Below are 15606 nucleotides of genomic sequence, written 5' to 3'. Positions count from 1 at the left end.
CTACTTCACTACAATATTTACCAGCTTTTTAGGAACTACTATTGTTTTAACTACATCTTTTCCACTTAAGATAGTTTTTATCTTATCGCTTTGCTTTGCGATATTTTCCATGGACTCTTTGTCCACATCAGCAGGCATTTTAACCCTATCTTTTACTTTTCCGTTTACTTGTATAACAATTTCTATTTCTTCCTTTACCAAAGCTGCCTCATCATATTCAGGCCATTCCATCTGATGTACGCTGGTCTGTTTCCCTAAATTATGCCAAAGCTCCTCGGCTATATGAGGCGTAAAAGGAGATAAAAGTAATAATAACTTTTCTGCCGCTTCACTTAAAACATCTCTATTTACATCTTCTATATTTTCTTTATAATGATAAATTGAATTTACCAACTCCATAATCGCACTTATGGCAGTATTGAAATTAAACCGTTTATCAATATCCTCAGTCACTTTTTTTATAGCACTATGGGTTGCATATCTTAATCTTTTATCTTCTTTATCCAATTTGTTTTGATCAATATTATATTCAACGAATACATCCTTTATTTCAGTGACCAGCCTCCATACCCTGTTTAAAAACCTATAACAACCTTCTACTCCTTTATCGCTCCATTCTAGATCCCTCTCGGGGGGAGAAGCAAACAGAATAAACATTCTCGCAGTATCTGCACCATATTCATCCATAATTTCTTTAGGACTTACAACATTTCCCTTGGATTTTGACATCTTAGCACCTTCCTTGAGCACCATCCCCTGTGTCAAAAGGTTTGCAAATGGCTCATCAACACTGCTGATATCTAAATCATACAACACTTTGGCAAAAAATCTTGAATAAAGCAAATGCAATATAGCATGTTCCACTCCACCAACATACTGGTCTACCGGCATCCAATATTTTGCTTTATTGAAATCAAATACCTTCTTATCATTTTTAGCATCAGCATACCTGAAGAAATACCAAGATGAACACACAAATGTATCCAAGGTATCTTCTTCCCTTTTAGCACTAGAGCCACATACAGGACAAGTAGTATTAATAAATTCACTGCATTCTGAAAGTGGTGATTTACCTTTCCCTGTAAATTTTATATCTATAGGTAGCTCTACAGGTAATTGGTCTTCAGGTACAGGGACTATGCCACATTTATCACAATATATAATAGGTATTGGAACACCCCAATATCTCTGCCTGGATACTAACCAGTCTCTTAATTTATAATTGGTTTTTTGTCTTCCACTTTTGTTTTGTTCTAAAAATTTAATTATTTCTTTAATTGCGGTATTGTTATCTAAACCGTTAAATTTTCCTGAGTTTATCAATATTCCTTCAGCTTCAAAAGCATGCTCTAAATTATCTAAGTCAATATTATCTTCTTTTGGCTGTATCACAGGTACTATAGGTAAATTATATTTCTTTGCAAACTCAAAGTCTCTCTGGTCATGAGCAGGTACTCCCATTACAGCTCCTGTACCATAATCCATCAATACATAATTAGCAAGATATAAAGGTACTTTTTCTCCATTTAAAGGATTAATTACGTATCTGCCTGAAAAAACACCTATTTTTTCAGCATCATCTGAAGTTCTTGCTATGCTATTCATGGATGAAACTTTTTCTATAAACTCTTGCATCTCTTCTCTACGATCATTATTTTTCATCAACTCCGGCACAATGGGATGTTCTGGCGATAGCACCATATATGAAACACCGAATATAGTATCAGGCCTGGTTGTATAAACGCTTAAGTAATCATCCATTCCATCAATTTTAAAATCAATTTCTGCACCCATGCTTTTGCCTATCCAGTTTTTTTGCATGATTTTGACTTTTTCCGGCCATCCGGAAAGTTTTTCTATGTCTTTGAGCAATTGTTCAGCATAATCGGTTATCTTAAAAAACCATTGTTCTAATTGTTTTTGTACTACTTCTGACCCGCATCTTTCACATCCGCCATTCACTACTTGCTCATTAGCTAAAACAGTAGCACATGATGGACACCAATTAACAGGCTGTTTTTTCTTATATGCCAGGCCTTTTTTATAAAGCTGTAAGAACAGCCACTGAGTCCACTTATAATAGTCAGGATGGCTTGTAGTTACTTCTCTGTCCCAATCATAACTAAGGCCAAGTTGTTTTAACTGGCGCCTCATAGTATCAATATTGTCACGAGTCCATTCACTTGGATGAATTTTACGTTCAATAGCTGCATTTTCTGCCGGCAATCCAAAAGAATCCCAGCCCATAGGATGAAGCACGTTAAAACCTTTCATACGTTTATATCTAGCGATAACATCTCCTATTGAATAATTCCGTACATGTCCCATATGCAATTTACCGGAAGGATACGGAAACATTTCAAGTATATAATATTTCCTTTTTCCACTGGATTGTTCAAGTGTCTTAAAGGCTTTTTCCTTTTCCCAATTTTCCTGCCATTTTTGTTCTATATCTTTAAAATTATAGCTCATCGGCCATCCTCCTTGTAGTAATATATAAAAAAAACCTCTATCCCGTTAGGGACGAGGTTCTATTCCCGTGTTACCACCCTATTTGATATCTTGAAAATATCAACTCTTAAAGCTTTTAATGGAGCTAACCATTTAGATATCTAACGAGGCGAGTTCAATAAATAAAACTACTAGTTCACACCAACCACCAGCTCTCTTTTAGTTTATATTTATCTACTGCTCCTCATCTAATAATCACATATTTTGTGCTGTATCAGCTTGGAAATATTTGGCTTTAGCATCTGCCCATAATCTCTCCAGTCCATAAAACTCTCTTTCATCCTTACGGAAAATATGAACTATCACAGACCCGTAGTCTAACAATACCCATTTGGAAAGATCTAGACCTTCTTTTCTCAAAAGTCTATAGCCCTTTAGCTGCATTTTTTCCTCTACCTCTTCCGCTAAAGCCCTTGCTTCTCTAGTGGAATTTCCATGGCATATGACAAAATAATCAGCTATAACAGTAAGTTCATGTATATCCAATGAAATAATATCTTTTGCTTTTTTATCTTTCAAAATATTTATTATATCTTGCGCTATACCATCACTTGTTGCTGGCAATATGCAACCTCCCAAATTTTTTATTTATATTTCTAATTATACCTAATATATTATTTTTGTCAATAAATCATAAATTCACGATTGTTTTTCTAACAGATAATTCCTAGCATACACTGTTCTAGGGTGTAATGGTTTCTGGTTATGTACTACATATATTATGGTATTATCAAAGGCTTTAAGCACAGCACCATTCAAGTCCCCAGAAAAAGCGATTTTTCTCAGCTGCTCAACGCCTGGATATTCCCTTGCAGGCTCGATAAAATCTGCAAGGTACGTTATCTTCATTAAAGTAGACATGTTTTCACGCCCGGTGGTGTGATAGTATATTGCATTTAATATGTCATTGTCTTTTATATCAAATTCATGTTTTGCAACCACTGCTCCAATAGGCCCATGATTTAATGCAGATAAATTCATAGTTATACTATCCAATTCGAGCTTATATTTATTTACATAATATAAGCTCTTATTTCGAGTAAAACACTTTGCGCAGTCATGTAGCAATCCAGCTATCTCAAATTTTATGGGCTGTTGCTGGCATAGTTTTGCAAGCTCAACTGCAGTATTTGCTACATTTAAAGAATGCACATATCTTTTATCATCAAGATATCCTTTTAATCTCTCTTTTATCATATCTATTTTTAACATATTTCACACCACATTATTTGTATAAATTATTCTTTTTTATATAATTTTCTACAGCTTCAGGAACCAGGTATTTTATAGGTCTATCCATATTAACTCTTTCCCTGATATCAGTAGAAGAAATCGCAAGGGAAGGAACTTCCACCGCATAAATATGCTTGCCGAATCTGGTCCATATATTTTTCAATTGTTGATCAATTTCTTTAGAATCAAAACCCGGTCTCGTTGCAGCAATAAACTGACATAGTTCCAACAACTCCTCTGCATTCTTCCATGTGAATATCTCCAACAACGCATCTGCACCTGTTATAAAAAACAATTCATTACCCTCTCCATAGATCTCTCTAAATTCCTTTATTGTATCAATGGTATATGTATAGCCTTCTTTGTTCAGTTCAATCCTAGAAACATCGAAATATTCATTTGTGACAGTTGCCAATACAGTCATCAAATACCTATGTTTATTTCTAGTTATTAATCTATTTTTCTTATGGGGGGGATTCCCTGAAGGAACAAAAATTACTTTTTTAAGATCAAATTGATGTCTAATAGCTTCTGCAGTTACTAAATGTCCATAGTGAATAGGATCAAATGTTCCTCCCATAATTCCTATTCGATTATTCTCTGATATGCTTTCCATGACCTTCTCCTTTAAATCGGATATTCATACATAATGATATAATATTCATAGTATCTTTACAACATTGAGTAAACTCAAACAAAATTCAGAAATATCTACATATCATAGATATTTTTCTCTGATTTTTTATATAGTATTATTTTACTGCCAATAATTTGTACGATTTCAGATTTCGTCTCATCACAAATAAGTCTTGCAACATCCTTTATATCCTCTTTACAATTTTCTAAAACTTTTATCTTTATTACTTCCCTCGCTTCAAGCGCATCATTTAATTGAGATATGAGATTCTTGCTGAGCCCATTCTTACCCACCTGAAATATAGAATCCATACTATTTGCAACCGAACGCAACATGCTCCTCTGCTTACTTGTTATCAACATAATCACCCTCATTCAATAAAGTCAAATTCAATATCCCCAATTCTAACAGTATCACCATCATTTATTCCAGCTTCCCTTAATGCATCAAACACACCTTTTTTAATCAACATTTTTTGAAAATAATTAAAGGAATATTCATCATCAAAATTAATGTTTCTAATCAGTCTCTCTATATACTTGCCCTTTACAAGATAAGTACCATCTCTATTTTCTATTGATATACTGTTTTCGCCATGTTCTTCAATATTCTCTATACTATAATATTTTATTTTTTGGTCATCTGAATCATCAGCTTTAGCAGTATCTAAATTGTACTGTGACAATTGATACTTTATCTCATTTATTAAATCCCTTATACCTTTCTTAGTTACTGCAGAAATAATAAAGACTTTGTATCCTTCGCTCTGTATAAATTCAGTAAATTTTATTAATTTATCATCATCTGATACAATATCCGCCTTGTTTGCAGCTACGATCTGAAGCTTCTTTCTCAAATCTCGGTCATAATATTCTAGTTCCTCATTTACCTTGATAAAATCCTCTTTAGGATCTCTACCTTCAGATCCCGAAATATCAACAACATGTACAAGAATCTTGGTTCTCTCAATATGTCTTAAGAAATCATGTCCTAAGCCTATTCCTTTATGTGCTCCCTGGATTATACCAGGTATGTCTGCTACCACAAAGCTACTTCCCTCACCGGTTTGTACAACACCTAAATTGGGCTCTAATGTAGTAAAATGATAATTAGCGATCTTGGGATTAGCAGAAGAAATACTGGATAACAAAGTTGACTTACCCACATTAGGGAATCCTATCAATCCAACATCAGCGATCAACTTAAGTTCCATCTCTATCCACATCTCTTCACCTATGGTACCTGCATGTGCAAATTTAGGGGCCTGGCGAGTAGAAGTGGCAAATCTTGCGTTTCCTTTGCCTCCCTGCCCTCCTTTACATATTACTACCTTTTCTCCACATTTAGTAAGATCAAATAGTGTTTGCCCTGAAATAGATTCTCTAATAATAGTACCAACAGGAACTTTCAATACTATGCTTTGTCCATCTTTGCCTTTTCTATTGTTCTTACCACCACTCTCTCCTCTAGGTGCTTTAAAATGTTTTTTATATCTAAAATCTATCAAAGTATTTTTAGAATCATCTGCTATTATAACAATGTCTCCTCCATTACCACCATCACCGCCATCTGGGCCTCCATTCGGAATATACTTTTCTCTCCTAAAAGATATAGCTCCATCGCCGCCATCCCCTGCTTTGACATATATCTTGGCCTTGTCTACAAACATATTCCTCAGTCACCTCCTAAAACTATTATTCACCTTAAAACACAAAAATACTGTCCTTTCGGACAGTATTTTTATGCCATTGCCTCATCGCTATAAATGCTAACCTGCTTTCTGTCTTTTCCTTTTCTTTCAAACTTAACGATTCCATCTACCTTTGCAAACAATGTATCATCACTGCCCCTACCTACATTAATTCCGGGGTGGATCTTGGTCCCTCTCTGCCTTACTATTATATTCCCTGCAAGTACAAACTGGCCATCTGTTCTTTTTAATCCTAACCTTTTTGACTCGCTATCTCTTCCGTTTCTAGAGCTACCAACTCCTTTTTTTTGAGCAAATAGCTGCAAATCAATCCTCATCACCGTACTGCACCTCCTTTTCACATATCTTTATATATCCTCTATAATCGCATTCAATACCTCTCAATCCGGTATACATAGTTTCTAAAAGTAGATTTACTTTTTGTTGAAGATTTTCATCATCCAGAGGTGGAATTATACATTTAATATATCCTGGATGAACTCTGAAGTTTGCATCTATATTCAAAACTTCAACAATTCCCAACAATATAGTCTGAGTCAACATGGATACAGCAGAACAAACAATATCTTTGCTGTATTCGTCAAAGCCGGCATGTCCTTCAGCCAAAAAACCACAATAACCTTTTGAATTGTCTTTATAGAATACTACATTTATCATAAAAATCAATTTCCTTAGAATTCAATCTTTGTTATCTTCACCTTGGTATATGGCTGTCTATGTCCTTGCTTTCTCCTATAATCTTTTTTAGGCTTATATTTAAAAACAATAATCTTCTTTCCTTTGCCGTTTTTAACTACATCAGCACATACTTTTGCATTTTTAAGATAAGGAGTTCCATACTTTAAGCCATTTTCATCTGATATTGCTAAAACCTCATCAAATTCTACAGCTTCTCCCTCATCTATCCCCAGCTTTTCTACAAATATTTCGTCCCCTTCTTTAACTCTATACTGTTTTCCGCCAGTCTTAATTATTGCATACATGTTGTGAATACACCTCCTCGTTCCCAGTCTCGCCAAAATCAGGTATCAAAAATTGATTTTAAACCCATTTTGAGCGGCTTACCTCTGTAATTCTAGCACAATGCATATTGCATGTCAACTTGTTATTATTGCTTTTGCATATGTCCTAAATACCTTTTCAATTTTTATCTTTACTCGCTTACCAACTAAGTTTCCCGCATTTTCAACATCTACTATATAACCATCGATCCTTCCTATACCATTTCTGTTTTGAGCAACATGTCTCCCTTCAATGTTCAGATAGAGTATTTCTCCTTGCTTTACCGGCATTGCAAGGGAGTTTATCGCTTTATCATCACCTATTGCTTTGATTTTTATATCTTCAATATGTAGATTATAGTTACCTTTTATATAAACTTTTCCTTTAAATTGATTTTCTAGTTGTAATAATCCCTCTCCGTTCTGACCAATAACCATAGAGGCAACATCAGGATACACTTCAATAAGAACTGCTTCAGCCCCACTATCAGCAAAAAGCTTGCTTATCTTTCGTTTTACCTTTATCACCATTGTCTCTTCAGAAAAAACTTTCCCTGTACCTTCACAATATGGGCAAGGCTTTTGCAACACAGACCTTATTCTCTGTCTTATTTTTTTTCTAGTTATTTCAACTAGTCCTAATTTTGTAATGCCTAGCACGTTAGTTTTAGTTCTGTCCTTTTCCAGACTCTGTTTTAATAATTCCAAAACCTCATTCTGATGCTGTTCAACCTCCATGTCGATAAAATCAATTATTATTATTCCTCCTATATCCCTAAGCCTCAGCTGTTTCGCTATTTCTTTTGCAGCTTGTAGATTAGTTATAAATACAGTATCTTCTAGATTTTTTGATCCCACAAATTTTCCTGTATTTACATCAATTACAGTCAAAGCTTCTGTCTGATCTATTACAAGATATCCACCACAATCCAACCAGACCTTTCTGTTTATAGCCTTCAATATCTTTGATTCAATGTTATATTCATCAAATATATGTATGTTATCTGAATATATTATCCTATCAACCAGTTCTGGTGAAGAACATCTGGCATAATCACATATGTTTTGATAGCATTCTCTATCGTTTATTACAAACTTATCTATATCATCACAAAAAATATCCCTGAATATCCTATACATCAAATTTTCATCTTGATATATAGTCGAAGGAGCTTTGGCATCCGCGATTTTCTGCTTAATATTTTCCCAAAGACTTTCCAAATACGACAGTTCTTTCTTTAGTTCTTCTTCTGTTTTATTTCTAGCTGCAGTCCTTACAATTATACCAATATCATCCCGCTTTATTTTTTCAGCTATTAGCTTTAACCGATTCCTTTCATCTTCCTCTTGTATCCTTTTAGATACCCCTGTATGATTGACTGTTGGCATCAAAACAAGATATTTACCGGGTATAGTGATATTAGTAGTAATCCTTGGCCCCTTTCTTTCTATGGGTTCTTTTACAACTTGGACTACTATTTCCTGTCCTGGTCTGAGAACATCCGTTATTGATATGTTGTCTATATTCATTTGCGAGTTTTCAAATTCAAACACTGATTTATCTGTAGCAATATCTCCTATGTATAAAAACGCATTTTTATCAAGTCCTATATCCACAAAGGCCGCCTGCATACCGGATAAAACATTTGAAACCTTTCCTTTGTATATATTACCCACTATTCTGCGATTATCATGTCTTTCTATGTAAATTTCGACCAAGTCTCCATCTTCTAATAAGGCTACTCTTGTTTGTTCAAAATTTATATCAGATACTATTTCTTTGCTCATTTAGCAACTCTCCCGCATAATTAAAGTTTATAGTCAAAAGGTGTCTCCTTTAATTCTGTTCGATTATTTATAAATAATCCCTTTCTTTGAATGTCGATAATATCCATATCCAAACTTAAATCAGTATAATCGTTCAACGCCTGTATAAATTGCTCCGGTGTAGCATTGGCTACACTACCGGTTTTCAAAAAAATTTCAAAATAATTGTTTTTATATGAAGCGCTCACAATTAAAGGTTTTAAATCAACCTTTTTCCATCCTTTTTTGGTTTTTTTATCGATAAAAACATCTTTTTTATTCAACATTTCAACTATGCATTGATTTATGTGTCCCTCTGTTTTAATTAAAGGTTCAGTTAAAGTTAATTTATATTCAGCCCCTCTAATTAAAGACATTAGAGATGGAAAATCCGCTTCCACCTCTTTAATATCTGTAACTATTATGCCATCAGGTAAACTACAATTCAGTCTGTTCATAACATCTAAAGCATGCAGTTGAGAATCTAAATATATGTCTATATATTCAGAAGTACTGCTAGTACCTACCGGCAAAGCAGATGCAAATGCAAATTTTACATGTGGATTATATCCTTTTGTAAAAGTAACAGGAAGTCTGCTTCTCCTGAAGCTTCTCTCAAAAGTCCTTACTAGGTCTAAATGAGATAAATATTTTAATTTTTCTTTTTTGGTGAATTTAGCCCATAGTCTCATCGCTCACAAACACCTTCTTTTAAGTTCTTAACCCCGCAATTAATGCATGCCTCTCTGCAATCAGGAGTTGTAATTCCCTTTAGAGCTCTTTTATGCTCTTTTATCAAAAATTGCTTTGATACTCCTGCATCTATATGATCCCAAGGCAATATTTCATCATAATTTCTCTTTCTATATACATAAAAATCAGGATCAATATGGCATTCTTCAAATGCCTGCATCCATTTTTGATAATTAAAATTGCTGTTCCAGCTATCAAATCTGCATCCTTTCTGCCATGCCCTATACAATACTTTGTTGAGCTTTCTATCCCCACGTGCAAAAACTGCTTCTAGATAAGACAGTTCAGCATCATGCCAATTATATGTTATTCTTTTGTTCTTAAATAAAGAATTCAAATATTGCTGTCTCCTATGTATTTCTGATATTGACAACTGAGGTTCCCATTGAAAGGGAGTAAATGCTTTAGGAACAAAAGTAGAGGTGCTCACAGTTATCTTTAATCTCTTTAAAGGCTTTGACATTTTTTTATATTCATCTACAACCTTTTGCGTAAGATCAAATATTGCCTCCACATCCTCATCCTGTTCAGTAGGTAACCCTAACATAAAATAAAACTTCAAGCTTGTCCATCCAAATTCAAAGGCGGTTATAGCAGAATTTATCAAATCCTTCTCATCTATTCCCTTATTTATGACATTTCTCAATCTTTGAGTCCCTGCCTCTGGTGCAAAGGTCAATCCTGTTTTCTTTACTTTTTTTATTTGTTTGATAAATTCTTTTGAAAAACTGTCCAACCTTAAAGACGGTAGTGATAAAGAAACTTTTTGTCCCTCATTTTTCTCCATCAACTTAAGGATAAGATCTTCAATTTCAGAATAATCCCCTGTACTCAATGAAGCCAACGAAATCTGTTCATACCCGGTATTTTTTATTAAATCTTGTGATAGTTCCATCAATCTAGATATAGACTTCTCCCTAACCGGCCTATATACCATCCCCGCTTGACAAAATCGGCAGCCTCTTGTACACCCCCTGAATATTTCAAGTACTATTCTATCGTGAACTATATCGGTAAACGGTACTATGACATTGTCCGGATAATAAACTTTATCCATATCAGTTATTATATTTTTTTTAATTTTCACCGGACAGCCTTCTTGCATCGGATAAAACTCTTTTATCCTACCATCCTTATAATACTCTACATTATAAAATTTAGGGACATATATACCAGGTAGTCTAGCTGCTTGTTTCAAAAAATCATCTCTGCTCTTGCCTGGTAAATGCCTCCATTCCTTATATACATCGATAATATCGTTTATTACATTTTCTGCTTCACCTACCACAAAAAAATCAATTATATCCGCCAATGGTTCGGGATTATAAACACTTGGTCCACCGGCAATTATAAAGGGATGCTCCAATTCTCTTTCTTTTGAAAATAAAGGGATATTTCCAAGATCAAGCATAGTTAATATGTTTGTATAACACATTTCATATTGCAACGTAAATCCAATCAAATCAAAATCATTTAATGCTGTCCTTGTCTCGAGGGAAAACAATGGGATATTCCTACCTCGCATTTGCTCTTCCATATCCAGCCATGGGGCAAATACCCTTTCACAAAACACATCATCTCTTTCATTCATCAAGTGGTATAAAATTTTAAGGCCCAAGTGGGACATTCCCACTTCATAAGTATCTGGAAACGCAAACGCAAAGCGAACATCTACAGTTTCTACATCTTTGATAACCATGTTATATTCATTGCCTATGTATCTAGCTGGTTTCTGGACTTTCTTTAAAACTCTGTCTATTTCTTGATACACTGCTACTCCTCCTAAAAATAAAACGTACTATCATTTTATTCTACATAAATTTTATAAATCCTTTATATATACCAATTTTCCTATTGGCACATCTATACCATATTCTATCATCCCATCGATTAAACTGGATTCATCTAAGCAGCCTAATACTTTCCCATCGTGATCTGTTAAGACTACAATATAATAATTATAGGGTTTAAAATCATCGACTATGTTTTTTGCTTTTGTGTCTTTATCCGTAATAATGTGCCTAATATTAGACTGATTCCTCCTCAAATTGCTATATTCTTGTCTTGACAAGATATTTCTTATGCTTATGTAAGGCAAAATCTTTGATTCTTTTCTAGAATTTATCAATAAAAATATCGATACAAATAAAGATAATATATTTTTCCCACCTTCAATTATTATACACAAACTAAATATAAATAATCCAACAGCGATTACTCTAGTTAAAGCTATCAGTATTTTTGTAGCCTTCTTATATCCAATAAAATAATGCAATATTCCCCGCAAAATTCTTCCGCCATCAAGGGGTAGTGCAGGAATCAGATTAAAAATCCCTAGCATTAGGTTACCGCAACTAAAAAAGTGCAATAAGCTTCCATCTATTTTTGTATTGAAGTTTAATGATCTGATCATAAAAACTATCATAAAATTTACAGCAGGCCCTGCTAAAGATATTAATATTTCTTGTTCAGGAAATAATCCCTGCATATTTTCTATTTTAGCAGTTCCACCTATAGGAAGTAACTCTATTTCAACTACTTTTAACCCATATAAAATAGCAACTATAATGTGTGAAAATTCATGTATAAAAATAATTGACAGCATTACTGCTGTCTCCTTTATAAAACCGGCAATTATTATTAATGCAAACAACAATATAGTAAAAACCCCTATCTTGAACTTTATACCATAAATATCGAACATCCTCATTATCAGCTGTAGCCTTCCCCATCTACTTAACTATCTTGTTTTCTGGTTTAATGAATTTTAACGGATCTAATCTCTGCTGATTCACTATCACTTCAAAGTGCAAATAAGAGTTTTTACCTATATTTCCTATTATATCAGATTGTTTTACTATATCACCTTTTTGTACCAAAATATTAGAACAATTGCTGTATATAGTATATGTGTCCTTTTCATGCTTTATCTTTATATAATTCTTATATTCATTATTTGTCCCTGTTTCAACCACCTCACCATCATAAACTGCAAACACCGGACTATTATCTTCTCCGGCTATATCTATTCCGTAATTCATTACATCTTTATCGTATATAGGATGTTTCGCTTTTCCAAACTTTCGTTGCAAACTACCCTCTAGCGGAGCTATAAAATATATATGAGTTCCTGAATTCACTTGTTCTTGCTCTATATCCTCTGTTGTAATCTCATCTTCCGAAGATTCAAAATCCCCCTGTTCTTCACTAAAAACTTGAGAAATTTTTTGTGTAAAATTAGGAAATACCTCATCTACAAATTTAAGTTTGCCAATGTTCTTCTCTATATCAAAAGAACTAGTGATTACACTCCTTATTCCATCCGTAACCGATTGTGTAAAAGGAGTATTTATACTCTTTATCAATAATACAATCAATACTATTACCACACATATCCCTAACTTTTTGAGCATAACGTCTCCTGTACCGCTTTCTTCATCGTCTTTTTGTATATTATAGCGGGTCCTAAGCTCTCTGCTTCTTTCGAGAATCTTTTCCTTTAATTGTTCTCTGTCCAACTTTATTTTATCCACTATACCACCTCCTGCTTAATATAATATATTTAATTGTGATTGATAATATTACTCGAACATTGGCATGATATATAGATAATCAACTTTTGAAATACCAGCACCAGTATATATAATACCTTCAGAGCTCCTCAATTTAGTGCATTATATTATATAAATACAAAAAAGGATGCGCCGCCTTTCACGCATCCTCTTATAGTATACAATCAATCCTTTTTATCAGAAGGATTCACTACCTTCCTCCAATCCAAATCTCCTCTCTCCAATGCCTTTATCATAACCTCAGCAGTTGCCATGTTAGTGGCCAGTGGTATATTGTGCACATCACATAACCGCAGTAGCGCGTTTACATCAGGTTCATGGGGTTGAGCAGTTAATGGATCCCTCATAAATATCACCACATCCATCTTATTGTATGCAATCAGCGAGCCTATTTGCTGATCTCCACCCATCGGACCAGATAAAAACCTATGAACTTTAAGCCCGGTGTTCTCTATTATCAATTTTCCCGTTGTTCCTGTAGCATACAGGTTATGATTTGTAAGAATATCTCTATATGCAATGCACAGATCAATCATTAAACTCTTTTTTTTATCATGTGCGATCAATGCTACATCCATAATATCCCCCCTATTACTGTCAAAATTTAATTACATTTCTCCTCATACCAACATTCAATACAATACCTATCGAAATCATTGAAACTAGTAAAGAACTTCCCCCATAGCTTACAAACGGAAGAGGGATACCCGTTACAGGCATAATCCCTACGTTCATACCTATATTTTCAAAAATTTGAAACATTAAGACAGATACTACACCTATGGCGATTAGCTGTCCAAATTTATCCTTTGCCAACCTTGAGATTCTAATAATCCTCATTATCATTATAAAATATAACAAAATTAACCCTATACACCCGACAAACCCAAGGGATTCACCCAATACCGAAAAAATAAAATCCGTTTGTTTTTCAGGTATAAAGTTTAACTTACTCAATGCATTGTCATTGAACAAACCTTGCCCAAACATCTGCCCGGAACCTATCGCCGTTTTTGCAAGTCTTACATTATAGCCTACGCCCAACTTATCCATTTCAGGGTATTTATAAGCCAGCAGTCTCGCCTTTTGAAATTTTCCCAACCCAAAGAAAAACATAAGAACTCCGGATACCACACCTGCTGCCGTTAGACCTGCAAGAAGCTTATATTTTATACCTCCAATATAGAGCATAAAGAAAGTTATCACCAAAAAAACAATAGAAGTACCCAAATCAGGTTGCTTCAATATCAAAATCATAGGAATACCCACATGTAATAAAACCAAAAAAAGCTCGCCAATGCTATCGATATCTTCAGTCTTTTTGGATAAAAGCTTTGCAAGAGTTATTATTATTGCAACTTTAGCAAATTCAGAAGGCTGTATCTTAATTGTCCCTATCTCTAACCACCTAGCAGCACCCTTGGTCTCATCAGCAAATAATTCTACCATGATCAATGGCACCAAATTGAGAACATATATATAATTAGCTAAATTCCCCAGCACATGGTAATCAATGCTTATAATAATTATCATAGCAATTAAACCTACTATAAACCATATAAACTGTCTTTTTATAAAATATAAATTTCCCAGTACCATCTCTCCAGTATCCGGATCTATATCTACAGCATTTGTAGCTGCCCCTATTATTACTAATCCGTACAATATAGTAATTATCATTACAATAAATAAAATCCAATCAAAATTTTTAAATAATTTTTTCTTAAACAACTATACTTCACCCCCCTCTTGCAAAACAAGGAAAATAATTAAAATTCAACTGTATTATAACATAATACAATCACTTACACTATTCATCTCCCTTGCTATCTTTAACTGTAACACAGTTTCTCCTTTGTTCAAAAAGTCTAAATTCTCTCTTTTCCTCTTCAGTCTCTGGCTCTAAATGCGGTACAGGGGTGGGACTGCCTTCATCGTCCAATGCAACAAATGTCAAATATGCCGAATTGGTATGCCTTTTCTTACCTTCTTTAAGGTCTTCAGAAAAAGCATCGACTTTTACCGCCATAGAGGTCCTACCTGTCCATACCATTTTGGCTTCTAGGATAACGACCTCACCCAGCTTTACAGGATGCTTAAATTCCAAACTATCAACAGCGACAGTGACAACAGTACTGTTTGAATGCCGGGAAGCTACGATTGCACCTGCTATGTCCAGCCAATGCATCATCCTGCCACCTAGTAAATTGCCCAGCATATTCGTATCATTTGGAATCACCATCTCTGTCATTTCAAGTTGCGATTGTGAAGGTGTCTTTATCTTATCCATATCATATTCCTTTCTTGTAAACTGATTATAAACATACCTATATTATAATTAAAATCATCATGTTTATAAAGCATAAACTGAATAAACTTTTA

17 protein-coding genes and 1 other annotated feature are annotated in these 15606 nt (G+C 34.2%); all 17 genes read right to left on the bottom strand.

Translation table 11 applies throughout. The features are described 5' to 3' along the window. The 17 genes from leuS to PHP06_00575 all read right to left on the bottom strand — a co-directional run bounded on the left by leuS (position 1) and on the right by PHP06_00575 (position 15514). On the bottom strand, positions 1 to 2472 hold the full coding sequence (gene leuS, locus PHP06_00655) for a leucine--tRNA ligase (protein ID MDD3839069.1): 2472 nt from the start codon (positions 2470 to 2472) through the stop codon (positions 1 to 3). A gap of 44 nt (positions 2473 to 2516) precedes the next feature. Then, positions 2517 to 2705, bottom strand: a binding site (T-box leader). A gap of 1 nt (position 2706) precedes the next feature. Then, positions 2707 to 3075 (bottom strand): ribosome silencing factor, encoded by a 369-nt coding sequence (gene rsfS / locus PHP06_00650; protein ID MDD3839068.1) that lies wholly within the window; start codon positions 3073 to 3075, stop codon positions 2707 to 2709. Positions 3076 to 3150: 75 nt separating this feature from the next. Beyond that, positions 3151 to 3723 (bottom strand): bis(5'-nucleosyl)-tetraphosphatase (symmetrical) YqeK, encoded by a 573-nt coding sequence (yqeK, locus tag PHP06_00645; GenBank protein ID MDD3839067.1) that lies wholly within the window; start codon positions 3721 to 3723, stop codon positions 3151 to 3153. 13 nt (positions 3724 to 3736) lie between these two features. Next, entirely contained in the window at positions 3737 to 4360 is a 624-nt protein-coding gene (gene nadD, locus PHP06_00640; protein MDD3839066.1) for a nicotinate-nucleotide adenylyltransferase, read from the bottom strand. Positions 4361 to 4455: 95 nt separating this feature from the next. Next, on the bottom strand, positions 4456 to 4740 hold the full coding sequence (gene yhbY, locus PHP06_00635) for a ribosome assembly RNA-binding protein YhbY (GenBank protein ID MDD3839065.1): 285 nt from the start codon (positions 4738 to 4740) through the stop codon (positions 4456 to 4458). An 11-nt stretch (positions 4741 to 4751) separates the two neighbouring features. Beyond that, positions 4752 to 6050 carry a GTPase ObgE gene (obgE, locus tag PHP06_00630; GenBank protein ID MDD3839064.1) on the bottom strand — a complete coding sequence of 433 codons (1299 nt, stop codon included), beginning with the start codon at positions 6048 to 6050 and terminating at the stop codon, positions 4752 to 4754. Between the two features lie 71 nt (positions 6051 to 6121). Beyond that, on the bottom strand, positions 6122 to 6412 hold the full coding sequence (gene rpmA, locus PHP06_00625; GenBank protein MDD3839063.1) for a 50S ribosomal protein L27: 291 nt from the start codon (positions 6410 to 6412) through the stop codon (positions 6122 to 6124). After that, on the bottom strand, positions 6399 to 6749 hold the full coding sequence (locus PHP06_00620) for a ribosomal-processing cysteine protease Prp (GenBank protein MDD3839062.1): 351 nt from the start codon (positions 6747 to 6749) through the stop codon (positions 6399 to 6401). The genes rpmA and PHP06_00620 overlap by 14 nt, the downstream gene beginning before the upstream one ends. Before the next feature lie 14 nt (positions 6750 to 6763). Beyond that, positions 6764 to 7075, bottom strand: a complete 312-nt coding sequence (gene rplU / locus PHP06_00615; GenBank protein ID MDD3839061.1) for a 50S ribosomal protein L21 — start codon at positions 7073 to 7075, stop codon at positions 6764 to 6766. 114 nt (positions 7076 to 7189) lie between these two features. After that, on the bottom strand, positions 7190 to 8881 hold the full coding sequence (locus PHP06_00610) for an Rne/Rng family ribonuclease (GenBank protein ID MDD3839060.1): 1692 nt from the start codon (positions 8879 to 8881) through the stop codon (positions 7190 to 7192). Positions 8882 to 8901: 20 nt separating this feature from the next. After that, positions 8902 to 9591, bottom strand: coding sequence for a TIGR03936 family radical SAM-associated protein (locus PHP06_00605; GenBank protein ID MDD3839059.1), 690 nt, complete (start codon positions 9589 to 9591; stop codon positions 8902 to 8904). Beyond that, positions 9588 to 11423: a TIGR03960 family B12-binding radical SAM protein gene (locus tag PHP06_00600; protein MDD3839058.1), complete on the bottom strand. Its 1836-nt coding sequence runs from the start codon at positions 11421 to 11423 to the stop codon at positions 9588 to 9590. Before PHP06_00600 ends, PHP06_00605 begins: the two co-directional genes overlap by 4 nt. 51 nt (positions 11424 to 11474) lie before the next feature. Continuing rightward, positions 11475 to 12362, bottom strand: a complete 888-nt coding sequence (locus PHP06_00595) for a M50 family metallopeptidase (GenBank protein ID MDD3839057.1) — start codon at positions 12360 to 12362, stop codon at positions 11475 to 11477. 22 nt (positions 12363 to 12384) lie between these two features. Further along, positions 12385 to 13185, bottom strand: coding sequence for a M23 family metallopeptidase (locus PHP06_00590; GenBank protein MDD3839056.1), 801 nt, complete (start codon positions 13183 to 13185; stop codon positions 12385 to 12387). 203 nt (positions 13186 to 13388) lie between these two features. Beyond that, entirely contained in the window at positions 13389 to 13802 is a 414-nt protein-coding gene (locus PHP06_00585) for a methylglyoxal synthase (GenBank protein ID MDD3839055.1), read from the bottom strand. Between the two features lie 19 nt (positions 13803 to 13821). After that, on the bottom strand, positions 13822 to 14955 hold the full coding sequence (rodA, locus tag PHP06_00580) for a rod shape-determining protein RodA (protein ID MDD3839054.1): 1134 nt from the start codon (positions 14953 to 14955) through the stop codon (positions 13822 to 13824). A 79-nt stretch (positions 14956 to 15034) separates the two neighbouring features. Beyond that, positions 15035 to 15514 carry an acyl-CoA thioesterase gene (locus tag PHP06_00575; protein ID MDD3839053.1) on the bottom strand — a complete coding sequence of 160 codons (480 nt, stop codon included), beginning with the start codon at positions 15512 to 15514 and terminating at the stop codon, positions 15035 to 15037. Positions 15515 to 15606 lie beyond the last annotated feature (92 nt).

This window comes from Clostridia bacterium, assembly GCA_028698525.1.
GTDB lineage: Bacteria > Bacillota > Clostridia > JAQVDB01 > JAQVDB01 > JAQVDB01.
The sequence above is the reverse complement of the archived record's forward strand: the minus strand, read 5'-3'. Positions and strand labels throughout refer to the sequence as shown.